At 60.1% G+C, this 23057-nt stretch carries 21 protein-coding genes; 10 read left to right on the top strand and 11 right to left on the bottom strand.

Features of this window, described 5'->3' with window-relative positions; translation table 11 throughout:
• Positions 1 to 29: 29 nt before the first annotated feature.
• The 6 genes from NIT7645_RS17115 to NIT7645_RS17095 form a co-directional block, all read right to left on the bottom strand.
• On the bottom strand, positions 30 to 863 hold the full coding sequence (locus NIT7645_RS17115) for a metalloregulator ArsR/SmtB family transcription factor (protein WP_050687643.1): 834 nt from the start codon (positions 861 to 863) through the stop codon (positions 30 to 32).
• 137 nt (positions 864 to 1000) lie between these two features.
• Positions 1001 to 1714, bottom strand: a complete 714-nt coding sequence (locus tag NIT7645_RS17110) for an aspartate/glutamate racemase family protein (RefSeq protein ID WP_008559299.1) — start codon at positions 1712 to 1714, stop codon at positions 1001 to 1003.
• Positions 1715 to 1745: 31 nt separating this feature from the next.
• The gene (locus tag NIT7645_RS17105) at positions 1746 to 2984 is read right to left on the bottom strand and encodes an NAD(P)/FAD-dependent oxidoreductase (protein WP_008561119.1); all 1239 of its coding nucleotides are present in this window, start codon (positions 2982 to 2984) and stop codon (positions 1746 to 1748) included.
• A 4-nt stretch (positions 2985 to 2988) separates the two neighbouring features.
• On the bottom strand, positions 2989 to 4764 hold the full coding sequence (locus tag NIT7645_RS17100; protein WP_306316146.1) for a TRAP transporter permease: 1776 nt from the start codon (positions 4762 to 4764) through the stop codon (positions 2989 to 2991).
• Positions 4765 to 4804: 40 nt separating this feature from the next.
• Positions 4805 to 5221: a hypothetical protein gene (locus NIT7645_RS19810; RefSeq protein WP_306316145.1), complete on the bottom strand. Its 417-nt coding sequence runs from the start codon at positions 5219 to 5221 to the stop codon at positions 4805 to 4807.
• Positions 5222 to 5318: 97 nt separating this feature from the next.
• Positions 5319 to 6329, bottom strand: a complete 1011-nt coding sequence (locus tag NIT7645_RS17095) for a TAXI family TRAP transporter solute-binding subunit (protein ID WP_050687641.1) — start codon at positions 6327 to 6329, stop codon at positions 5319 to 5321.
• Between the two features lie 155 nt (positions 6330 to 6484).
• Between NIT7645_RS17095 and NIT7645_RS17090 the strand changes: the two genes are divergently transcribed.
• Positions 6485 to 7450, top strand: coding sequence for a LysR family transcriptional regulator (locus NIT7645_RS17090; RefSeq protein ID WP_008559586.1), 966 nt, complete (start codon positions 6485 to 6487; stop codon positions 7448 to 7450).
• Positions 7451 to 7452: 2 nt separating this feature from the next.
• Here NIT7645_RS17090 and NIT7645_RS17085 read toward each other — a convergent pair whose 3' ends face one another.
• Positions 7453 to 8382, bottom strand: a complete 930-nt coding sequence (locus NIT7645_RS17085; protein WP_037303074.1) for a LysR substrate-binding domain-containing protein — start codon at positions 8380 to 8382, stop codon at positions 7453 to 7455.
• A 157-nt stretch (positions 8383 to 8539) separates the two neighbouring features.
• Between NIT7645_RS17085 and NIT7645_RS17080 the strand changes: the two genes are divergently transcribed.
• From NIT7645_RS17080 to NIT7645_RS17050, 7 genes are all read left to right on the top strand, one after another.
• Positions 8540 to 9034 (top strand): TRAP transporter small permease, encoded by a 495-nt coding sequence (locus tag NIT7645_RS17080; protein ID WP_008558803.1) that lies wholly within the window; start codon positions 8540 to 8542, stop codon positions 9032 to 9034.
• Position 9035: 1 nt separating this feature from the next.
• The gene (locus tag NIT7645_RS17075) at positions 9036 to 10334 is read left to right on the top strand and encodes a TRAP transporter large permease (protein ID WP_008561572.1); all 1299 of its coding nucleotides are present in this window, start codon (positions 9036 to 9038) and stop codon (positions 10332 to 10334) included.
• Positions 10335 to 10388: 54 nt separating this feature from the next.
• Positions 10389 to 11381 (top strand): TRAP transporter substrate-binding protein DctP, encoded by a 993-nt coding sequence (gene dctP, locus NIT7645_RS17070; protein WP_008562558.1) that lies wholly within the window; start codon positions 10389 to 10391, stop codon positions 11379 to 11381.
• A 96-nt stretch (positions 11382 to 11477) separates the two neighbouring features.
• Positions 11478 to 11789, top strand: a complete 312-nt coding sequence (locus NIT7645_RS17065) for a (2Fe-2S)-binding protein (protein ID WP_008563192.1) — start codon at positions 11478 to 11480, stop codon at positions 11787 to 11789.
• Positions 11776 to 13203 (top strand): FAD/NAD(P)-dependent oxidoreductase, encoded by a 1428-nt coding sequence (locus NIT7645_RS17060; RefSeq protein ID WP_050687639.1) that lies wholly within the window; start codon positions 11776 to 11778, stop codon positions 13201 to 13203. The genes NIT7645_RS17065 and NIT7645_RS17060 overlap by 14 nt, the downstream gene beginning before the upstream one ends.
• Positions 13200 to 14315, top strand: a complete 1116-nt coding sequence (locus NIT7645_RS17055; RefSeq protein WP_008563152.1) for an NAD(P)/FAD-dependent oxidoreductase — start codon at positions 13200 to 13202, stop codon at positions 14313 to 14315. Before NIT7645_RS17060 ends, NIT7645_RS17055 begins: the two co-directional genes overlap by 4 nt.
• Positions 14316 to 14327: 12 nt before the next feature.
• A complete protein-coding gene (locus tag NIT7645_RS17050) occupies positions 14328 to 14675 on the top strand; it encodes a RidA family protein (RefSeq protein ID WP_008563097.1) in 348 nt (115 codons plus the stop codon).
• A 271-nt stretch (positions 14676 to 14946) separates the two neighbouring features.
• On the opposite strand, the gene NIT7645_RS17045 is transcribed toward NIT7645_RS17050, so the two are convergent.
• Complete coding sequence (locus NIT7645_RS17045) at positions 14947 to 16164, bottom strand: MFS transporter (RefSeq protein WP_037302684.1); 1218 nt, start codon at positions 16162 to 16164, stop codon at positions 14947 to 14949.
• A 109-nt stretch (positions 16165 to 16273) separates the two neighbouring features.
• Complete coding sequence (locus NIT7645_RS17040) at positions 16274 to 17134, bottom strand: AraC family transcriptional regulator (RefSeq protein WP_242656134.1); 861 nt, start codon at positions 17132 to 17134, stop codon at positions 16274 to 16276.
• A 191-nt stretch (positions 17135 to 17325) separates the two neighbouring features.
• Between NIT7645_RS17040 and NIT7645_RS17035 the strand changes: the two genes are divergently transcribed.
• Together NIT7645_RS17035 and NIT7645_RS17030 are read left to right on the top strand one after the other, a co-directional pair.
• Positions 17326 to 18138, top strand: a complete 813-nt coding sequence (locus NIT7645_RS17035) for an SDR family oxidoreductase (RefSeq protein ID WP_008562738.1) — start codon at positions 17326 to 17328, stop codon at positions 18136 to 18138.
• Positions 18139 to 18175: 37 nt separating this feature from the next.
• Positions 18176 to 19018, top strand: coding sequence for an SDR family NAD(P)-dependent oxidoreductase (locus tag NIT7645_RS17030; protein ID WP_008560135.1), 843 nt, complete (start codon positions 18176 to 18178; stop codon positions 19016 to 19018).
• Positions 19019 to 19194: 176 nt separating this feature from the next.
• Here the strand turns inward: NIT7645_RS17030 and NIT7645_RS17025 are convergent, their stop codons facing one another.
• Together NIT7645_RS17025 and NIT7645_RS17020 are read right to left on the bottom strand one after the other, a co-directional pair.
• Entirely contained in the window at positions 19195 to 21405 is a 2211-nt protein-coding gene (locus NIT7645_RS17025) for a glycosyltransferase family 2 protein (RefSeq protein WP_050687637.1), read from the bottom strand.
• Positions 21395 to 22693, bottom strand: a complete 1299-nt coding sequence (locus tag NIT7645_RS17020; protein WP_131724152.1) for an HlyD family secretion protein — start codon at positions 22691 to 22693, stop codon at positions 21395 to 21397. Before NIT7645_RS17020 ends, NIT7645_RS17025 begins: the two co-directional genes overlap by 11 nt.
• Between the last annotated feature and the right edge of the window lie 364 nt (positions 22694 to 23057).

Raw genomic sequence — 23057 nt, 5'->3', positions numbered from 1 at the left:
TCCTGAGCGGCGCTGGGTTGCAGGCGCAGTCAGTGGTTGCGGGCGATGTCATCCACCGCATTTTGCAATGAGATCCGGTCCAGTTCTGCCAGCGGCAGCGCCGCAAAGGCGAGGATCCGGTTTTTCAGGGTTCCGTAGGCCTGCTGAAACGCGAGGCTTCGCTCTGCCTCGGTGCCCTCGGCCTTGACCGGGTCGGGCATGCCCCAATGGCCGGATATCGGCTGACCTTCCCAGGTGGGGCATTCCTCGTTTGCGGCCTGATCGCAGACGGTAAAGACAAAATCAAAGCGCGGTGCATCTGCACCCATGAACTCCCCCAGGTTTTTGGCGCGCAGGCCTGAGAGATCATGCCCCTTGCTGCGCAGCACCTCGAGCGCGAAGGGGTTCAGTCTGGAGGACGGCAGCGTTCCGGCAGAATAGACGTCAAAGCGGCCTCCACCGACACTGCGCAATAGACACTCGGCAATGATGGAACGGGCCGAATTTCCGGTGCAGATGAACAGCACATTATAGGGACGGCTGGGCATCGGCGCCTTGTCAGGCTCTGGCAGAGGCGAAGTGGACGGCAGGCACAGTTCTGGGCGGCCACGGCAGCAGTCGCGCATCAGCGCATCCAGTGTTTCGCGCATTCCGCCCATGTCGACCTGATAGTACAGCCAGGTGCCCTCGCGGGTCTGCGTCACCAGCCCGGCCTGCATCAAAGCAGACAGATAGGACGACAACGTACTGGGTTTCACATCAAGTGCAGTGCTGATTTCGCCAGCGGGCACACGATCGGGGAAACGGCGCATAAGCAGCCGAAACACCGCGAGACGCTGAGGGTGTCCAAGGACAGACAGGCGGAGGGGAATCATTTTTTCCATATTTCACGTTTTATCGAAATACAGCTATCAAGCAATCCTCTATTTGTGCGGGCACAGGAAAAACGGGCCCGCAGGCCCGTTGTTGTGTTGCTGGTGATGCAGTCGGTGCGATCAGGCTATTGCGCCCTGCTGCGGTCTCAGTCGTATTGAAGCTGTCCGGTGTAGGCCTGCCGCGACACGATCCCATGCACCATCGCAGAGAGGGTTGTCAGATCCGCCACCGGAAGGCCGATCGCCTGTTGCAGCTTGTGCGCATAAGGCGGCAGATCCGTGCATTCCAGCACGATGGAGGTCACATCGGGATAGCGCGCCACCAGATCCCGCCCCACGGCGCAGAGCTCCTCTGCCAGCAGATCTGCGTCGATGTCGGTTTTCTCATCCTTGAGGATCACGCTGGAAAATTCGGGCTGGTCCTGCATCCCTGCAACCGCGACCGGCACGTGCCCGGCACCGACGGCTTCGAAGTGGGCATCGGTCAGGGCAGACTGGCGCGCAGTGATGACCCCGACCCTGCCCTTGCCGCCTGCCATCTGATGCATCAGAGGGATCTGGATCAGACTGGAGGAAAACACAGGGATGGAAACCGCTTCGGCCAGTTCCTTCTGGTAGAGCGCCATGAACCCGCAGCTGCCGGTAATTGCAGCACAGCCTGCCTGTTCCAGCGCCTTGGCGCCTTCGATGAACGGGGCAAAGAATTCAAGGCTCGGGCGCTCCAAAAGCTCTGCAATCGTGGCGCCGCGCACCAGGTGTTTCATGATCTTGAACGGCTGGCTGTTCACACAGCGGATATGGCCCGGCGGCTTGGCAAAATGGGTGTCCAGACACAGCACACCAATCACGTTTTCAGACATCAATCATGCCTCTTCTTCTGGGGTTTCAGGGTCAGTTAAAGCGGGTCGTTTCGTAAGGGCGGCAATCAAGGTTCGGGGCCCTTCCGCTCAGCATGTCGGCCAGCAGCTCTCCCGTTTTGGGCGCCATCATCAGCCCGTAGTGGGAATGGCCAAACCCGGCAAAGAGGCCCGGATGATCGGGGAACTCTCCAATCATCGGCAAGCTGTCCGGAAACGAAGGGCGACGCCCCATCCAGAAGGTTGCGGTTTCTGTGTTCAGATCCGGGAATGCCGCCTTGGCCTGGGCGCGCATGCGCGCCTCCTTGGCGGGATCGACGGGGGCGTCGACCGCTGCGAATTCAGCCTGACCCGCCACCCGCAGCCCGCCCTCCATCGTGCTGGCGACGAACTTGGCGTCTGTGTCCATGACGGAATTGTTCAACTCGATCCCGGCGGCCTGAAATTCCAGGTGATAGCCACGCTCTGCCGCAAGCGGGACAGAAATCCCCAGTGGTTTCAGCAGTTCAGCCGACCAGGCACCCATAGTGATGACCAGCTTGTCACCTGTGAGCGTGTCGCCATCGCACTGGACGGTCCAGCCCGTTTCCGTTCGCAACAGAGCAGTGACAGACTGGCGCAGGATCTCGACACCCAGCCTTTGGGCCTTGTCTGCGAGGACTTCCATGATGCGGCCCGGCGACAGGGCACGGGCCTGATTGTGGATCAGGACAGCCGCCTGAAACTCTGACGACAGGGCGGGTTCGATCTGGCGTAACTGATCGGCGCCCACCAGTTCCAGCTGCGCCCCCTTTTCTTGCCGAATGCGGTAGTCAATCGACGTCAGCACATCCGGGTTGATCTGGCGAAAGGCGTGGACATAGGCGCTGTCCTTGACCAGATGTTCCTGCCCGGTGCCCGCCAGATGCCTGCGGTAAAGATCAACGGAGGGCATGCAGAGCGCTTCCATCCCGTCGGAGATCTCGCGCACCCGATCAGCGCGACCGTGACGCAGGAACTCCAGCCCCCAGGGCACCATGCGCGGCCAGTAGGTCGGCCGCACGCTGAGGGGGCGATATTTGCCAAACAGCATTTCCGGGATCTTTTTCCAGGTGCCTGGCATGGACTGGGGAATGATGGACCAGGGGGAAATCACCCCGGCATTGCCAAATGATGTCTCCTGCCCCGGCGCGCCACGATCCACCAGCCGCACCGAGAGGCCGCGTTCAGCCAAGGAGAGGGCAGTGCAGAGGCCAATGGCCCCTGCGCCCAGGACGATAACCTGTTCCTGCATCAAATCAGACCGCCTGTGCCTTGGCTGCGCGGGATTGCACCAGCTGGCTGATGATTGCCGGGCTTGCGATCAGCAAGGCAACGAGATCCGCCTGCAAGGACGGTGCGATGAACACCAGACCCGCGATCGCCATCAACACCCTGAATGCCACCCCCATCGGGGCCAGCCAGTAGCCGACCACAGCTGCGGACAGGGCGATCACCCCGGCGATGCAGCTCGCGGCGGTGTAGGTGAACTCCCACAGGTCAAACCCGGTGGAGGACACGAACAGCAAGACAGGCGCATAGACAAAGGCCATCGGCGCCACCACCTTGCCAAGCCCGAGCGAGAAGGCCGACAGACCAGTGCGGAAGGGGTTGGAGTTCGCAATCGCCGCCGCTGCATAGGCAGAGGTACAGACCGGCGGCGTGATCTCGGCCACGACCCCGTAGTAGAGCACGAACATATGGCTCGCGATTGGCGGGATGCCCAGCTGCGCCAGTGCAGGCTGTGCCACCGAGACCAGCATGATGTAAAGCGCCGTGGTCGGCACGCCCGCCCCCATCAGGATGCAGGCAATTGCGATGAAAACGAGGCTGATGAACAGGGTGAGATCGGCAACCGAGAACAGCTCCCACGCGCCGAACGTAAACAGCCCGTGCAGGTCAGAGCCAAGGTTCGCCGCCGCCTGTGTCACCATAAAGCCGATCCGGAAACCAACGCCGGTTGTGTTGATGACACCGATCACGATGCCCACAGCCGCCGACGCAGCGCCCACAGCCAGCGCGTATTTCACACCGGTTTCCAGCGTATCTGCCATCTCTGGCAACGTCGTGCGCGTCTGCGGATTAAAACAGGCCAGCACGGCGCCCGCCACCAGAAGGGCCGACATGCCCGGTTCAAACCCGCCGCCCAGATATTTCCAGACCACAAATCCGATAAACAGTGCCGGATAGATCAGGGTTGCCGGTGTCTTGATACGGCTCATGCCAGCAATCAGCGCAAGCGAAATGCCGCAGAAGGCCGACATATAGGGGGTGTAGCCCGAAAACAGCACCGCCAGCAGCCCCACAAGCGGCACCAGATTGGCCCAACCATCGCGCCAGACTGCGCCCAATTTGGGCAGCATCTCGGCCGACATCCCCTTGAGCCCAAGGCGACGGGCCATCAGGTGCACGACGGCAAAGACGCCGACATAATGCAACAGCGCCGGGAAGATCGCCGCAATCACGATGGTGGTGTAGGGCACCTCGAGGAACTCGGCCATGATGAAGGCAGCAGCCCCCATGATCGGAGGCGTGATCTGCCCCCCGGCCGAGGCCGCGGCCTCTACCCCGCCTGCGAAATGGCCGGGATAGCCCAGACGTTTCATGTTGGGAATTGTCAGCGCTCCGGTGGATACGGTGTTGGCCACCGATGAGCCGGAGATGGTGCCGAAGAAGGCAGAGGACACCACGGATACCTTGGCCGGACCACCGGTGTAGCGGCCTGCCAGAATGGTTGCGTTGTCGATGAACAGCTGTCCCAATCCGGTGCGCTGCGCGATGACGCCAAACAGCACAAAGTGGAACACGATGGTCGACACCACCCAAAGAGTGACCCCAAAGATGCCTTCCTGCGGGAAATACATCGAGGACACAAAGGTGCGGAACTTTACACCCGGATGTTGCAGCAATCCCGGAAACCAGGGGCCAAACAGCGCATAGGCAATGAACACGCTGATGATGAGCGGCAGGATCCAGCCAAGCGTGCGGCGGGCAATGTCCAGAACCAGCAGGATGAGGATGCAGCCAAACACCATGTCGTAGGTGTTGGGGTTGCCCATGCGAAAGGTCTGCTCTTCAATGCCAAGCGCAGGCACCCCATGCCAGGCAAACCCCATGCCAGGCAAACCCCAGGTACAGTGCAGATGCGGTGCCAAGCATCATCAGAAGGATGTCGAAATAGGGCACCCCACCCAGACGGAAGGCGCCGCCTTTGGCCCCTTTGTCGCCTTTGGATTTGAACAGGGGAAACAGCGCGTAGGTCAGGATGAACAACCCCGACAGATGCCAGCCCATGTGCCAGAAGTCCGGCGGCAGGGCAAAGCCCGCTGTCAGGTAGTGATAGGTGGCAAAGGCCAGCGCGACATATCGCAGGAACTTCGCAAACCCGTCCGAGACCTGACGCGTCGCAGCGCCTTCGTCATATTTTTCTTCAATCGCGGCGAGTTCTTCTGCGGTGAGGTCTCGCGCCTCAATGTGCGATGTGTCGCTCATTGCTCACCTTTCTGAATGCAAGGGAGTAAAAAACGGGCGGCGTCATTGGCTGACGACCGCCCGGGGGGAGAGGGTCGGTTTTCAGGTGCGCGCGGTCTTAGTCGAGCAGACCGGCTTCCTTGTAGAACTTCTCGGCGCCAGCATGCAGCGGCACGCCCAGTGCGGCGACGCCATCCAGCGCGGTGTCCGGGGTGATCTGCTTGCCCTTGGCATGACCATTGTCGAGCAGCTTGCGGGTGTTGTCGTTCCACAGCGCCTGAGTGATGCCATAGACCAGCTCTTCCGGCAGGTCAGAGGAGACCACGAGAAGCGCCGAAACCGCCGGGGTCTTGACCTCGTAGTCAACGCCTTCGTAAACGCCGGCCGGGATCTTGGAGGGGATATAGGCAGGGATCAGTTCGTTGATCTTGGCCAGGTCCTCATCCGTGAAGCTGTGCAGTTCCATGCCCTTGGTGGTGGCAAGCTGCACCATCGCGGAAACCGGCCAGCCTGCGGCATAGAAGTAGCCATCCAGCTGACCATCCGCGAGCCGTTCTGCGGACTGGCTGTTGTTCAGCTCTGCTTCGTCCATGTTGTCGCGGGTGACGCCCCAGGCTTCGAGCATCTGCAGCACAGCGACTTGCGTGCCCGAGCCGGCCTGCGCGATGCCAACACGTTTTTCTGCCAGATCACCCAGATCGCCCAGAGACTGGCCCTTGGGCAGCACCAGGTGCAGGTCTTCGGGGTAGAGATTTGCCACGATGCGCAGTTTCGGATGCGCCTTGCCCTCGAACTTGCCCTCACCCAGATACATGGCGCGGGTCACGTCGGCTGCTGCCATACCGGCCTCCAGCTCGCCGTTTTGAACTGCGGTGTTGTTGAACACAGAAGCAGTGGTGGATTGGGCAATCGCGATCAGGCCGGGAACGCCACACTGACCACCCTGATCGCAAGGGCGCGCGCCGGGTGGCGAGGAAATGCCGTTTGCGATGGTCCCACCGATGGGGAAATAGGTACCACCGGCACTGCCTGTACCAATGCGGAAGAATGTCGGGCTCTGGGCGGCTGCGGCTCCGGCCAGAAGGGCAACCGCAGCAACGGCGCCGCTCAGTCGGGAAATGAAACTCATTGAACTCTCCTGTTGGTTGGCCGGTCTTGGTGCACCGGCACGTTATCGCCTAATCATGGGATAGAGGTTGGATAAATACAAATTTTAATATCTTCACTTAAGCAAAGTTTGACTTATGAATGAAGATGGGATTTTTCCCACCAACAGGAGGCCACATGAACCTGTCTCAGATGACCGCCTTTCGTGCCGTGATGAGCTCTGCCTCTTTGTCGGAGGCGGCAGAAAAGCTGGGCCGCACCCAGCCAGCGGTCAGCCTGGCGATCCGGTCCCTTGAAGAAACCCTTGGCCTCCAATTGTTTGAGCGGCGTGGCAGACAATTGGTTCCGGTGCCTGAGGCGCAGTATCTCTATGCCGAAACCCGTGAGATCCTGGACCGGGTGAACAGCGTGACCGGCACAATGAAGAGCCTGCAGGCAGGACAACGCGGCAGTCTCAACCTTGCCTGCATGCCGGGGCCGTCCACCTTTTTGTTTCCCCGCTTTGTCAGCCGCAGTGTCGGGGACAACCCGGAAATCCACGTCTCATTGTCGTCGCGGACCTCCCCCCAGATCCGGGAACTGGCCGCGACCCAGGGCATTGATTTCGGTTTCGCAGATATGATCGGGCGGGCCCCTTCGCGTGGGACGTTCCGCCAGGAGACGATTTCGGCGGATTGTTACTGCGCAATGCCCCACGACCATCCCCTTGCCGCCAAAGAGACAACGGACTGGGAGGATCTCGACGGGGTTCCGCTTGGGCTTTTGCAAAGCACCCATATCAGCCACAAACAGACCGTGGCCCAGTTGCAGGCGGTGGGCGCACAAGCCAATGTCGTTCTGGACAGCCAGTTCTTCCTGCCGATGATGCCCTTCATCAGCGCCGGGCGCTGCCTGTCGGTTGTGGACCCGCTGACCGCCGTTACAGAGCAAGAGATCAGCATGACCGGTGGTCAGGTCGTGTTTCGCAGAATGGCGCATGGGTTTCGCTACGAATACACCATCGTCTCTCCCATTTTCCGGCCTCTGTCACAGCTGGCATCGCGGCTCAAGATCGGCTGGCAGGAAGAGGTCATGGGACTGTTGCATCAACTGGGGGCCAATCCGCAGATGACGGCGGATGACAGCGAAGAGACTGCCCCCTAGGGTCAGGATGCATCAGCAGCCAACAGCGTCCCCACACCATCCAGCGCCTGACTGAGCCGTTTCACAAACTCTTCCGCCAAGGCAGAGGGCGGGCGGTGTGCCGGTTGCATGATCGAGATATCAAGCATCACATTCGGCGCAAAGGGCCGGAACACCACCGGACGGGGGCCGGGCGCGATATTGAGATAGCCCGCCGCAGTGATCGGATCGCAGATGCAATAGCAAAGGTCGCGCTCTACCAGGGTCAGGGCAGGATGAAAGGTGCGCAGCTCAAACCGGTGCTCAAACCGGGATTTCTGCTGATCAAAGGCCGCAAGTGTCGCTATCAGGTTGGGGTGGCCTTCCTGCAGCGCAGCCATCGGTTTGCCCGACAGATCGCGCGCTTCGATCTGGTCCTTGGCCGCCAGCGGATCGCCTGCTGGCAGGGCGCAGACGCATTCCATCCGAAAATCCACCGTCCGGATCGCTGCAGATGGTTTGGGGGTCTCGCCGAGACCGATGTCATATTGCTGGGAGGCCACCCATTCCTCGATCACCGGCGAGGCCCGCATCATCAGCGAGGCGCGCACATCCGGTTTGTCCTGCAGGAATTCCCCCAACAACTGCGGCATCAGCAGGTTTGCCGCGGCAGGCATGCAGGCGATGTTCAGCCGGCCCTTCGTCAGCGCGCCGATTTCCCGCATGGTGCGCGTTGACAGGCTCAGTCGCTCAAGGATGGCCTCTGCCTCGCCGAGGAAATACTGCGCTTCGGGCGTTGGGACCATCTTGCCCCGCTGCCGCAGAAACAGCGCGATCTCCAGCTCTGCCTCCAGATTGGCGATAAGGGCGCTGATTGCGGGCTGAGTCCGGCCCAAAATCCGGGCGGCCTCAGAGACTGATCCGCTGCGCATCACTTCGCGAAAGGCCTGAAGTTGGCGGATGCTGAGATTCATGGTGCATTGATATCCTTGGGCATTTCCCAACCCCATAACAAAAATCTATTCGTTAATCAATTTAATCGCTTTGACTTAATACGTTCCGATCGCGAGGGTCGCCCCACCAATGCAGTGCCTGCAGAGCTGGCCTGCACTCAACACATGGGAGGGGAAGATGACCCGTGCCTTCAGTATCCTGCTAACCGTGCTGATATGTCTGGTCGCACTGGGTCAGTTCGTCCAGGTGATCACCCGCTACGTGCTGGAAATCCCGGTCATGGGGCTCGAGGAAAGCCTGCTTTACCCGACGCTGTGGCTGTACATGCTGGGGGCGGTGAACGCCTCTCGCGAGAACACGCATATTCGCGCCAATGTGCTGGAGATCTTTCTGTCGAGCGAGCGTCAGCATCAGGTTCTGGCGGTCATCGGCGAAGTCATCAGCCTGGCCGTTGGCCTGTGGCTGACATCTTGGGCGTGGGATTTCTGGAAATACTCCCAGCGGGTCTGGCGCGAGAGCCCGACGCTCTATCTGCCGACCTTTTACGTGGATGCCGCACTGTTCATCGGCATGGCCCTGATGATGATCTTTACCGCCTTGCAGCTGGTGCAGCACATCCGCGCCCTCCTGTCGCCGATTGCGGCCAACACCTCTACCCCAAAGGAACTCTGAGATGATCGAGATTGCGCTTCTCGCGGTATTTGTGCTGGTCGTTCTTCTGACGCTTGGCGTGCCGCTGCCCTACTGTTTCGGCGCTGGCCTGATGGTGATGTATTTCGTCGGCGACGTGGTCATGAAGGGCAATATGCTCTGGGGTTTTCAGCAATTGGGCAATCCCGTCCTGCTGGCGATCCCGCTGTTCGTGCTGGCAGGGACGATCATGTCTGTGTCGGGCATTGCGGCCAGTCTTCTGAACTTCGTCAATATCTTCATCGGTCACCTGCGCGGCGGCCTGGGCGTGGTTGCAACCGTGTCCTGTGCGCTGATTGGTGCGATTTCGGGCTCTGGCCTGACCGGTGTGGCGGCAATCGGCCCGCTGCTGATCCCCGAAATGGAGAAACAGGGCTATCCTCGTGAATACGCAACTGCGCTGATTGCCAATGCCTCTCTTCTTGGCCTGCTGATCCCGCCCTCTGTCACCATGATTGTTTATGGCTGGGTCACAGACACGTCGATCCTGGCCTGTTTTCTCGCCACGCTTGGCCCGGGCCTTCTCATCATGGCCAGCTTTTCCGTGGTCAACATCCGCATGGCGCGCAAGTTCCCGCTGCAGCTGAACGACCCGCCGAAGGGTGCAGCCTTTGTCGCCGAGGCGACCAGCCGCGGGCTGAAGGCCACCCCGGCTCTGCTGATGCCTGTAATCATTCTGGGCGGCATCTATGGCGGCATCATGACCCCCACCGAAGCCGCAGCCGTGGCCGTGATCTATGCCGTGCCAGTGGGCTTTCTGATCTACAAGGGTCTTGATCTGCGCACCTTCCTTGGCGCGGGTCGTGAGGCGGCGACCTCTGTGGGGGCGATCATGCTGATGATCCTGTTCTCGATGATCCTCAGCCAGATGTTCGTGCTGGAAAGCGTGCCGCAGGCCATTGTCGAAGGCATCTTCTCCATCACCGAGAACAAGGCGCTGCTGCTGATCCTCATCAACATTCTATTGTTCCTTGTCGGCATGGTGGTGAACGACGTGACGGCCATCATTCTGATCGCCCCGCTGTTGTTGCCACTGATGCAGGCCATCGGCGTGAGCCCGATCCAGTTCGCCGCAATCATGGGCGTCAACACCGCCATGGGTGGCGTCACCCCGCCTTATGCATCGATCCTGTATCTCGGCGCCCGCGTCGGTCAGGTGCCGGTGACAAAGGTGATCCGCCCAGCCATGACGCTGATCCTGCTTGGCTATCTGCCAGTGGTCTTTCTGACCAGCTTCTGGCCGGACCTGTCGCTCTGGCTGCCGCGTGTCTTTGGCTACTGAGACCCGCCAGCCTCTCCCTTCACAACAACCAAACCACCAACAGAGGAAACCACAATGAAGACCTTTCTGAAGTCCACCTGCATGGCAGCGGCCATGATCGCAACCGCGGGCCTCGCGATGGCAGACACACTGAAGATCAGCCACATCCGTCCGCAGGGTGCGACAATCGACAACGAACTGCGTGCCTTTGCTGAGGATCTGTCGGCCGCGACCAATGGCTCGCTGGAGCTGAACCTGTTCCCGGCCTCTGCGCTTGGCGACTATACATCGGTGCAGGAACGCATCTCTGTTGGTGCAATCGACATGGCCGTTCAACCCGCCGCAACGGCCGTTGATCGCCGGATGCAGATCTCTGCCTTCCCTTATGTGGCCGCGAACTGGGCCGAAGCCAAGAAGATCTACGGCCCCGGCGGCGCCATCTATGACGCGATGAAAGAGCTGTATGCCAAGCAGGACATCACAATGCTGGCGGCCTATCCGGTGTATTTTGGCGGCGTTGCGTTGAACACCGAAGCGGTTGATCCTGGCAATCCGACCTCTGCCAAGGGGATCAAGGTGCGCGTCCCCGGCATCAAGAGCTTCCAGCTGACAGCGGATGCGCTTGGCTATATCTCCTCTCCGATCCCCTTCTCCGAGGCCTTCACCGCAGTGCAGACCGGTGTGGTTGACGGCGTGGTCGGCTCTGGCGCCGAAGGCTACTATGCCTCCTTCCGCGATGTGACCACCACCTATGTGCCCGTGAACACCCACTTTGAAGTCTGGTACATGATCATCAACTCCGGCACCTTGGCCGAGCTGTCTGATGCGGATCGCGCAGCACTGGAACAGGGTGCAGTGGCGTTTGAAGCCAAGCGTTGGGAAACCGCCGAGGCAGATCAGGGCGCCTTTGAACAAAAGCTTGCAGACAATGGCGCCACCATCGTGTCGCTGAGCGACGCCGAACTCGCCGCCACGGCAGAGCACGTGCGCGCGCAGGTCTGGCCGCAGGTTCTGGAAGATGTCGGCGCTGACTGGGGTCAGGCCATCCTCGACAAGATTGCAGAGTAACCGCTGCAATCCTGACGGAAAGGCGCGCACCTCCCCGCGCCTTTCCTTTTCTCCCCAATTCATTTTCCTCTCTTGCCCCTCAAAGGAGCCACAGAGATGTTCAGATCCCTACGCCCGGATGGGGCGGATGATGTCACCCTGACACTCAACGGCCAGCAGATCACCGTCCCTGCGGGCCAATCCGTCTGGTCTGCGATTGCCCTTGCCGGTCAGCCGATCACCCGCAGGGCCGCCCTCTCCGGTGCACCGCGCAGTGCCTATTGTGCGATGGGGGTCTGTTTCGAATGCATGATGGAAATCAACGGCGTGCCCAACCAGCAGGCCTGCCTGCGTCAGGTCGAGCCCGGCATGACGATCAACACCCAGACCATTCTTGAAGACAGCAGGATCACCGATGCAGAGCTTTGACTGCGCCATCGTAGGGGCGGGCCCCGCCGGCATGTCCGCCGCTCTCACCCTTGCCGAACGCGGCCTGCGGATCGCCGTTCTGGACCGCGGGCAGCGGGCCGGTGGGCAGATCTATCGCTCTGCCAGCCAAAGCCCCCTGCCCGATGCCTCCGTCCTCGGCCCCGACTACACGAAAGGGGCTGATCTCATTGCGCGGTTCGAGAAGGCCGACGTGACCCATCTTAGCGGGGCAGACGCCTGGCACCTGGGCGATGATGGCCGTATCCTGTTTTCGCAGGATCACAGCACCCATGAGCTGCACTGCCGCGAGATGCTGCTCTGTCCCGGTGCGATGGAGCGCCCGATGCCCATCCCCGGCTGGACCTTGCCGGGGGTGATGACCGCAGGTGCGACCCAGGTGATGCTGAAATCCGATGCAACCGTGGCCGATGGCGCAGTTTTTGCAGGCTCTGGCCCGCTGTTGTATCTGATCGTTGCGCAATATCTGCGCCTTGGTGTGCCGATTGCCGCCGTCGTGGATACCACACCCAAAGACAACTATCTCGCCAGCGCCCCTCTTTTGCCCCGCGCACTGAAACAGGCCCGGCAACTGGCCAAGGGGCTCGGCCTTCTCAACGAAATCCGTCGCTCCGGCGTTCCGGTTTTTCGCTTTGCCAGCAAGCTGCAGGTGCTCGGCCGCGAAACAGCCGAAGGGCTGCGGTTTGATGCAGGGGGCAAGACCCATGACATCGCGGCTGAGACCGTGTTTCTGCACCATGGGGTTCAACCGAACCTCAATATGACCCGCGCGATGGAGCTGGATCATATGTGGAATGCGCAGCAGCTGTGCTGGCAGGTGGTGACAGACCCGTTTGGTCAGTCTTCTGTGCCGCATGTCTCTGTCGCCGGTGATGGCGGGGGCATCATCGGGGCTGACGGTGCATGCCTCGCAGGGCAGCTGGCCGCTCTCAACAGTCTATATCGCCTGAACCGGATCACCCTCGCACAGCGGGACACAGAGGCCGCATCCCCCCTTGCGGAACTGGCCTCGATGGCCCCGTTTCGCGCCTTTGTCGACCGGCTTTACCGCCCTGCGGAGGCCCTGCGCCTGCCCCAGGAAGACGACACGCTGGTATGCCGCTGCGAAGAACAGACCCGCAGAGATCTGCGCAGGGGCTTTGACCTTGGCGCCCGTGATCCAAACGCGCTGAAGTCCCTCACACGCTGTGGCATGGGGCCCTGTCAGGGACGCCAATGCGGCCACATCGTTGCGGGCCTGCTGAGCGACTGGCGCGGCGATAGCGCCGAAGACACCGGCTATTACCGACTGCGCAGCCCGCAGCGCCTGCTGACGCTGGAAGAGCTGAGCCGGTTTGACCACGTCACCCCAACGCAGGCACTCCCCACAAGGCAGCAAAACGAGGCCCCGGAATGAAATCGGATGTTCTGATTATCGGTGGCGGCATTCAGGGCTGCGCCACTGCCTATCATCTGGCCCGCCAGGGCGTCTCTGTCACGGTGATCGAAAAGGATTATGTTGCGCGCCATGCCTCTGGCGTCAACGCAGGCGGTGTCCGCCTTCTGGGGCGCGACATGGCCGAAGTCCCCCTTTCCAAGGCTTCGATGGAGATGTGGCAGACCCTGGATGACGATCTTGGGCTCGACACGGGGTTTCGCCGCCAAAGCATCATCAATATCGCCGCAGATGACCAGGACATGGCCACGCTGCGGACGCGCGAGACCAAGATGCACGCCGAAGGCTACACCCACGAACGCATCATCGATCAGGCCGAACTGAGAGAGCGGCTGCCTCAGGTCAACCCGTCCTGCGTCGGCGGCGTGATCTCGGAACTGGACGGCTATGCCATCCCCTACAAGGCCACCTCTGCCTTTCGCCTCGCCGCTGAACGCCACGGGGCACGCATCATCGAAGGCGAAGAGCTGATCAGCCTGCGCCGCCTCGGCTCCAGCTGGCTCGCTCAGGGCAGTCGCAACCGTTATGAAGCGGACACAGTGGTCAATTGTGCAGGCGCCTGGGCCGACCGCATTGCCCTGATGATCGGCGACAACGTCCCTCTCAGCCATGCGGCCCCGATGCTGATGATCACCACCCGTGTGCCGCATTTCGCCTCTCCCGTGGTGGGGGCCGTGAGCCGCCAGCTCAGTTTCAAGCAGTTTGAAAACGGGACGGTTCTGATTGGCGGTGGGGCCAAGGGCTTTGCAGATCGGGCCAAGAACCAGACGCGTCTGGACTATGCCAAACTGGCGAGCGCCGCCCGCACCACTGCCGATTTCTTTCCGATCATGCGACAGGCAAGCATCAACCGCATGTGGGCCGGGCTTGAGGCATATATGCCTGACAACCTCCCCGTCATCGGCCCCGCCGAAAATGCAGATCGCGCCTTCCATGCCTTTGGCTTTTCGGCCCATGGCTTTCAGATGGGCCCCATCGTGGGTCAGGTTCTGGCCGATCTCATCCTCAACGGACAAAGCCGTTTTGGCTTGTCCGCCTTCCGGATCAACCGCTATGACCGCAAGGTCCTCTAACAGGAGCCTCACATGAGCATCACCCGCATCGAAACCGGCCAACGCATGAGCCGCATCGTCAAACACAATGGCACCGCCTACCTCTGCGGCCAGACCTCGCAGGCGGCAACCGTCGCCGAGCAGACCCGCGAGATCCTCGCCAAGATCGAGGACCTTCTGGAAAAGGCAGGCAGCGACAAGACCCGCATTCTGCGCTGTGAGATCTGGCTCGCGGATATGGCGGATTTCGACGAGATGAATGCCGTTTGGGATGCCTGGGTGCCCGAAGGCCACGCCCCTGCCCGTGCCTGCGGCGAATCCAAGCTCGCCCGCGAGGTGCTGAAGGTGGAAATGCTGGTTACCGCAGCCTGCGACGCCTGAGGCCGCCCTGCCGATAAACGGGGGCGACCACATCGGGGCTCCCGCAGGTTTCATGCGCGGACCACCCCCCGACAGCCCCCACCGGTCGCCCCTTCCAACAGTGCCAAGACCGCCTTTGGGCGGTCTTTTCACGCCATCGACACTCTCAGGCCCGCCCACCCGATGACCTGAACAGGGACATCACCCTGCCGGCGTGCGGCAGGAGGCCACCTCGTGCACGCTGATTTCGACCGTGCGGCCTTAGGATTGGTGAAGAGCGAAGTCCGCTGGACTATTCCAAACGGAGTCTCGCCATCGCATATCCGAGCAAAAACGCACATGCCGCTCCGGCACAGATAAATGTGGCGCGCAAGGCGAATTCCCGACCGAGTTCCTGCTCCAGAACTGAGACCAGTAGCCCGCCGGTCATGGCCCCCAATGGCATCGAGCCCCAGCCGAAGAAACGGTAAATGCTGTTGACCCGCCCAAGCAGCGCAGACTGAATACGCCTTTGCCGCCACGATACCGTGATGACATTCCACAGCATTGCTGCGGCCATCACAAAAAACAGCGCGGTTGCCATGGCATAGGCAGACTGGCTCAGTCCGATAGATAGATAGCCACCCCCCCAAGTCGCAATTGACAGATACAGGCATCTTTGTGTTCCGAAAAAACCGACGAGCTTTGGGGCAAGAAGGCTTCCCGTAACGGCCCCAAGTGCCGCGACAGACAGAACGAGCCCGTAGGCATAGGCGGACATCGCCAGCACATCCTGCGCAAATAGAACCTGAACTGTGATCGTCGCCGTCGCGATAAAGTTGGCGATCCCCAAAACGACGGCAAGCCGCAGCAGCAAGGTATCGGCTCGCATGAAGGCGACCCCTTCCACGAGAGCTTGGCGAAAACGCGTCTTCGTCTGCGCCCTTGGCGCGAGTGTGATCATCCAAACAAACCCGGCGGACAAAACCAGAAGGGCCGCGTCAACACCGAAGGGGATGCCGATGCCCGCAGCGATCAGCGCACCAGCCAGTGGTGGCCCGATGAACTGATTTGTCAGTTGTTCACTGCTCCAGAGTTGCCCATTGGCCGCCTCCAGGTCTTTCGAGTCGACAATGGACGGAAGCATTGTCTGAGCGGCATTGTCTCTCAGCACTTCCGCTGAGCCCAAAACAAAAGCTAACCCCGCCAGCACCCACACTGCGCCCTCCGCTGGCTGGTTCACGGCCAGCATAAGGATCGCCAGCGCGATAGCAGCGCGCAAGAGGTCGGCTCTGGCAATCAGCTTGTTGTGTTCAGCATTGTCGATAATGACGCCCGCCGGAATCGCAAAAAGCAGCCACGGCAGCCGACTTGCCGCCGCTACCGCACCAATGGCCATTGGATTTTGCGACATCAGTGTCGCCAGCCAGGGCAATGCGAGGACAACAAGTCCATCGCCAAGATTGCTCAAGGTACCAGCCCCCAAGAGAAGGCGGTAATTCCGGTTTCTGATAAGAAGAGGTGCCGCCAATATTCAACCCTTTTGCAACTTGATACATCGTGGCATGGCCCAGCAGGTGCGGCAAGCTAACAGGGATGGATTTGTGGAACGCTCACCTTTCAGGTGAGCTTCTTTGGTCTTATTGGACGACTTCAGCAGTCCGGTCCTGTCTTGGTGAGCAGCCGAATTTGCGGGCATATTCTCTCGAGAACTGAGCCGGGCTCTGGTATCCGACCCCATAGGCTATCTCAGAGACTTTTGCGCCGGTGGTTCGAAGTTCATTACGGGCATGAAGCAGGCGCAGGTCTTTCTGGTATTGCAGCGGAGAGTTGCCGGTAACTGCTTTGAACTGTTCAAAAAAGGCCGAGCTGCTCATACCCACGCGAGCGGCGAGCTCTCTCACGACAAGGGGTTTGCCCAGGTCTGACCGGATCTCACTTGTTGCCACGAAGATCCGGCTGGCCGTGTTTTCGTGCCACAAAAGTTTTTGGAGCGTGCCGCCATGTTGCCCGATCAACAGCCGGGCGTGAATTTCTCGCGCCGTGATCGGCGCCAGCATGTGCCGTTCCTCTTCGGTTTTGCACTGGCAAAAATATCGGAGCAAGGCCGCCTCCAGATCGTCATCAGTGGGTGTGAGGCAAATTGAAAACGGATCTGACCCATGGTTGGCAGATGACTGGGGCACACCCGGAGCCAGGGCGCGAAGGACATCCAGATCCAGCGGAAAGACAAGCGCGACATAGGGATGATCGGGCGTGGCCTCAGTGATCCTGGAAACAACGGGCAGCGCATTGCTGACGATCAAAGACTGCCCGGCCCGCACGGTGAGAGTTCTGGTACTGGTCCCAACTTCTTTCGCACCTTGCAGGACCGCGCACAACAACGGACGGTAGACGTTTGCGTCATGTTGGGTGGTCGTCGGATGGATGAGAAACACCGCCCCGCCATCTTCACATCTCAGCACACCTTCAGTGACGCCTGAGCGATCAAGCCGCGCCAAAACATAGTCCAACAACGCCTGAGCTCCCATGAATGCCTCCTATTGGTCGCCCCATCCGTAGCACGCAACCAAGGCAAGCACTTACCCAAAACTTCAGATTGCGGAGGATTGTGCAAGAAAACTGGAGAATACCGAAAGATACATCCCGCCTTGGTGAGTATCGTGTGAACAGAACGTGAGGGAGTTGAGATATGAAAACCATGCTTATTACCGGGGCTTCGTCAGGCATTGGCGCGGCGACGGCCCGGCATTTTCAGGCAAAGGGTTGGAATGTCATCGCCACGATGCGCACCCCCGAAAACAGCCCCGAGTTTGGCGCGTTGGAAAACCTGCATCTGGCCCGACTGGATGTGACCGACGCTGGCTCTATTGCGACCGCCGTAGCCGAAGGCATCGAACGGTTCGGACAGATTGATGTTGTGCTGAACAATGCAGGCTATGGCGCCTATGGGGCGCTGGAGGCCTTTTCAATGGAGCGGATCCGGCGTCAGTTTGACACCAATGTACTTGGGGTGATGGAAGTGACCAAGGCCGTTCTGCCCCATTTCCGGCAGAACCGGTCAGGCACGATCATCAATGTCTCGTCCATTGGCGGACAGATCACCTTTCCACTTGGCGCGCTTTATCACGGCACCAAATTTGCAGTTGAAGGGCTTTCGGAGGCGCTCCACTACGAGCTGGAGCCCCTTGGCATTCGGGTCCGGATTGTCCAGCCGGGCATGATAAGAACCAACTTCGGGGGCAGTTCATTCGATTTCGCCATGGATGAAAACCTGCCCGACTACGCACAGATGGCAGAAGCGATGGGGCGCCTGTTTGGTAAGCTGGCGGCGAACCCTTCTGCACCTGAAACCGTTGCGCAGGTCATTTGGGATGCCGCCAACGAAACCGGAAGCCGCCTGCGATTTCGCGCGGGACCTGATGCAGAAGAGCTGCTCGATGCGCGCAAACACCAAGATGACGAAACCTTTATCGGTGGTATCAAGCAAATGATGGCGCCCTGAAGATTGCCAAACACTTCATAGAAACAGGGGATGATCCATGTACAGCGAAGCAATCGAAACAGGCGGCCTGGCCGTCGTGACCGGGGCTGCAAGCGGCGTCGGCAAGGCCGCAGCCCAGCGATTTCTGCAAGACGGTCTTGGAGTTGTGCTTGTCGATCTGGCGGGTGAGGCTTTGGACCAAGCCGAGGCGGAACTGCGCGATCTGGCAGGCACCGACACGATCGTTCAGGCCATTGCCACGGATGTCTCTGACGCCGACGCGATGACCGCCTTGGCGGATCAGGTCTTTGCCCTCGGAGAGGTGGCCGTCCTGATGAACAATGCCGGTATCGCACTGCCAACCGGCAGCTGGGAGAAAATGGAGAATTGGCGCAACCTGTTAGAGGTCAACCTCTTTGGGGTCATAAATGGTGTGCACGCTTTCCTGCCACGCATGATCAAAGCTGCGCGTCCCGCCGTGGTCATCAACACGGGGTCGAAACAGGGCATCACCACACCGCCCGGAAACCCCGCCTACAACACCAGCAAAGCCGCCGTGAAGGTGATGACAGAAATGCTGGCACATGATCTGCGCCAGGCCGAGGCGAAAATCTCCGCCCATCTGTTCGTTCCAGGGTTCACCTATACTGGCATGATAGAGAAGTTCATGCCGGAAAAACCCAGCTCTGCCTGGACGAGCGAAGAGGCAATCGGCTACCTGATGATGCGCATGTCGAACGGGGATTTCTATATTCTCTGTCCGGACAACGACGTGTCCGAAGAGCGCGACCGTAAACGTGTTGAATGGGCCCTGGGCGACATTATCAACAACCGCCCGGCGCTCTCACGCTGGCATTGCGACTATGCCGATGCCTTTGCCGCACATGAGGCATCGGACTAGCCATCCCAGAACAGCAAACACCAGATCAGGCCAGTGCCCCCTGTTCGGACAACACAGCTGACACCTCGCCTAACCGGCTGGCAGAAAAATATAAAAGCGCAGTGGCAAATGTTCTGTCCGCACATGTCCCCCCGGCCCCCAAAAGGTGATGGCGGCACACCTGCCAATGAATTCGTCTAGGCCGCGGAACTGTCTTTTTCGGGCTCTGTCCGCTCATGAAGCAACCCTTGCCATTCGCTATCCAATGTTGCTTCGGCTTGTGACTGAAGATCACATAACCAAGCGGGCACCACCGGGTGGGCATCATCTTCGCTGGTAAGTTTTATCGCGGCGCCGGCCTGTTCCGAGCTGACAATGCTTTTCAGCATCCTGATCCCCAGTCTCCAGTCGTGTGGATCATCGAATTTGCGCATCCGGTCCGTGGTAAACAGCTTGTGGATCAAGCGGCGCCTTAGCTGTGCTGCGCTGTGGGCCTCTTCCGGGCTATCGGGGCTGTGTTCATCGCTGTGCTCGGCCAGTTCACCGGCCGCAGGTAAGGCAAAGGACAGCCCCGCGCGAAGGCTGTGTTCGTCTTGGTTAAAGACCCGGCGCAGCCGTGCCGGAACGATACCCACCCGCGCAATTTCAACACCAATCCAACCGCCGCTTTTGGGCAGACAGGACCAATCCGCAGGCACCTCTACCTGTATGCCGTTCAGGGACATATCGTGGCTTGCACCTTTGACCTTTCCCTCGCCCGTATGGAGCATGACCGGCTCATGCAGCTCAAACCGCTCTTCGCTGCGAAGAAGCGGCGGCGTGATGGCGATCTTTGCCACCAAGAGCAACACAATCATGTTGACCACAGACCAGAACGCAACAACTGGCATCAGGTGGCTGGAAGCGATGATCTGGAAATTGTAGCTTGAGTTCATGGCAAGGCCGATAGCCATCAAGCCGCAAAGAAAAAGGCAGATTGCAACCGTTGCCGTGTCTTGGATCTCTGTTCCCTCACCGCCTTTGGGGGTGACCTTGAACGCGTGACCGTGCGGTTTCAGCAAGGTGGCAAGCACCACAGGCAGCAGCCGGAAGGCTTGCAGAACGCCATGTGCCATGGTTGCCAGCGGATGGTATTTTCCCGGCGCGAAGTGCTGCACAGCGGCAATGGCTGCAACAATTGCCGGAAATTGGTAGGACATCACCGTGTCAAAGGATGCATTGACCAGCGGCGGCACACCCGTGAGCATGAAAATGGCAGGTGTCACCATCGCGATCGTCTGGCCAAGCGACTGGGTGATCCAGTGGAACGGCAGGAAGAACAAGCGCTCGTACCACTTGAGGCCGGGGCCCCCGAACGGTCCCTCGCGAAGAAACATGATTTGGATTGCGCCCCGCGCCCATCGGGCCCGCTGGATGAAGAACGCATTGATGTTCTCTGGTGCCAGGCCGAACGCCAGACGCTCATCCAGATAACGCGTCACATAGCCTTTCCGCTTGAGCGCCAGCGTCAGGAGCATGTCTTCGGTGATGGAGCCCGATGGCAGCTTGTTGCCGATCTCCTCCAAGGCACTGCGCCGCACAATCCCGTTGGAGCCGCAACAAAAGGCGCAATCATACCCGTCGCGCCCCGGCATGATTGTCTCGAAAAAGAAGCGCTGATCGTCAGGCATAACCTTGCTCATGTTGAGTGAGGTCTGCATCGGGTCAGGATTGAAGAAGTTATGGGGGATCTGCACGATACCGATTTTAGGATCTTCGAAAAATCCCATTGCCCGGTAGAGAAAATTCTGTTGCGGAATAAAGTCCGCATCAAGAACGAGGAAAAAAGGGGCAGACGTGCGCGCAACCGCGGCATTGATATTGCCAGCCTTTGCATGGGCATTGTCGGCGCGGGTCAGATAGCCGGCCCCCAAGCGTTTGCTCATCAGCTGCAACCAGTCTCGCCGACCATCATCCAGAACCCAGACATTCAGCTTGGCTTTTGGCCAGTCCAGCTCTGTCGCGCCAACAATTGTCTTCTCGAGGACTTCGGCAGGCTCGTTGTAGGTCGCGATGAAAATATCAACCTCGGGCAGTTCACTGGGGGTCATGTGGCGCAACCGGGTCTCGTGCCTGTCTGCTTCCGGGGTACGGTTTGTGCGGCGCAACATGTAGGCGTAAAGCACCGCAGTATCGAGCCAGGCCAGAATCTCGACCACAAAGACGCCCCAGACAAACACACCCGTGACAGTGAGAACATTGACCGGCAGGACCGTTTCGAACAGCCGCCATATCAGATAGCGCAGGACAACCACGGCCAATCCTGCCACGACCAGCCGGTCGGCCACAGGATTGTTGCGCCAACGGTTCCCGAACAGCAGGATGGCCGCAGCAACCAAAAGAAGCGGTACAAGGGACTCAGCCTGCATCGGACGCGCCGAACCAGTCCCTTGAGTGTCCCGCAACGAGCGACGGCGCAATCCCCCGCAGCAGTTCCTCAAACCAATGGCCCGCAACGGTCAGCATGGTACCGAATTCGCGATCAAAACGAACCTCAGCAGTGCGCCCGACATCACAGAAGTTCTGCGCCACCCCAGCCATGCCAACATCCGCCGGAGCAAGGCGCAGCATCACCGACAGGCTGCCTTCGGTGAGATTTTCCGGCTCAGCCGCAAGCAGGCCGGTGGCCCGCTGGCTGCCTGCCCCGCGTAGCGCCTCGACAGTGGCGAGAAAGGTCTCGTCCGATCCCCGCAGGCGCACCCGGGCCGTGTCTCCGGGCCGGATCGCCTCAAACGCCGTTTCATGCACAAAAACCTCGACGAACCGGCGCGAACAGTCGAGCAGCTGCAACACTTCATCACCCGAAGCGATCACGGCCCCCTTGGCCGGGGTTGCCGACCAGACCACAGCCCCTGTCGGCAGCCGCGGGGCAAACCGATCGAACCTGCCGACCTCCTCGCGTAGCGCTTCGATCTCCTGAAGGAGGCCCACGCGCTGTGCCGCGATGCGGGCCTTACGGCCCTTGAGATCAGCCAAACGGATTGCGACTTCATCCCGACGCTGCCGGGCATAGCTGCCATCCTCTGTGCCCAAGCCGGGAAGAATACCATCCTGGATCCCGGCAATGCTCCGCACGGTTTCCTCGACCGCAGCAGTCAGGCGGATGACCTCGCCGTTTGCCTCAGCCGCAAGCGAAACCGCTGTCTCAGCCTGCGCCTGCGGCACCGAACCATTGGCAGAAAGCTGCGTAAACCGCAGAGCCTCTCGCGCGAGCCTGTCCTGCCGCTCGCGGGCCGCTGCCAGCTCCCCGCGCAAACCACTCAGCTGTGCTTCCAGAACCTCCCGGGCCAGCGTTTGCACCCGCTCCATCCGGACCACCAGTCGCTGATCCAGTTGGCTCAGCGTAGAAATTTCCGTGCTTATCGAAACCTCCTCCCGAGCCAGAATGCTGCTTCTGGCTTCCAATCGCGCAAGCTCGGTCCGGCTGGATCTAGAGGCTTGAAGTTCCACGATTGTAGAAGTCGGCAATACAGGAGTTGCAGGTGTGAGCGCGTCAGACGTGAGGGCCCCGTCAAAGGGGCTCTTGACGGAAATAATAGGCGCGTTCACCACTGCGGCCCGCGAAATGTAACTTGTTAAGTGCGGTATGAAAACCGTAAGCGCGGCACCAAGACAGGCAAGGCCCGTCGCAATCCGCATCGTTCGCTTCAGTTTCATGGCGAGACTCGGCGATTGATTTGCAAGATATTGGAGCATCCCAGCGCCGGGTTAACTGTCGGTTTCCGAACAGCGCCCGCCGGTGAAAATCTGGTTAAAATGCCACCAATCGTCCCTCAACCAACGGCATCAGGTAGCCGACCCAACCACGGACGGTACAGCCCGCTGAACCTTTTCACCCCCTTCAGGAAGATTGCCGTGCAAGATCTCAAAGCATGAAGAAATACTGTGCCCTTCGCCCCCGCCCACCCCTATCCGCCCCTGGCTGTGTGCTGCGCTCGACCATTAGGCTGCGTGTCCTGGTGATTGCCCTTGTTGGCCTTCACAAACAGGCAAACCCCGCGGACGCGAGGTTAGGAGCATT

The sequence above is a fragment of the Phaeobacter italicus genome, from assembly GCF_001258055.1.
GTDB lineage: Bacteria > Pseudomonadota > Alphaproteobacteria > Rhodobacterales > Rhodobacteraceae > Phaeobacter > Phaeobacter italicus.
Note: the sequence above shows the minus strand (reverse complement) of the source record. Positions and strands in the feature narration are given on the sequence as shown.